This window comes from Mesorhizobium sp. M3A.F.Ca.ET.175.01.1.1 (genome assembly GCF_004791945.1).
Classification (GTDB): Bacteria; Pseudomonadota; Alphaproteobacteria; order Rhizobiales; family Rhizobiaceae; genus Mesorhizobium.
Map to the genome: position 1 here is coordinate 1 of NZ_SRTP01000280.1, position 313 is coordinate 313.

1 protein-coding gene is annotated in these 313 nt (G+C 64.9%); it reads left to right on the forward strand.

Features of this window, described 5'->3' with window-relative positions; all coding sequences use genetic code 11:
* A partial coding sequence (locus EN818_RS31650) for a YcgN family cysteine cluster protein (protein WP_135906720.1) occupies positions 1-313 on the forward strand: 313 nt, incomplete at both ends.

A 313-nucleotide genomic window follows, 5' to 3' on the forward strand; every position in this document is an offset into this window, starting at 1 on the left:
CTGCGGCAAATGCTGCCTGTCCAAGCTCGAGGACGAGGACACCGGCGAGATCTATTGGACGAGCGTGGGTTGCCGGCTCTTCGATGCCGAGAAATGCCTTTGCTCCGACTATGCCAACCGGCTGGCGCGCGTGCCCGATTGCGTCGGGCTGACGCCGCAGAACGTGCGCACCATCACCTGGCTGCCCAAGACCTGCGCCTACCGGCTGGTGGCCGAGGGACATGATCTCTATTGGTGGCACAGGCTGGTTTCGGGGAGTGCGGAGACCGTGCACGAGGCCGGGATTTCGATCCGCGGCCGGGTGAAGGCCAAG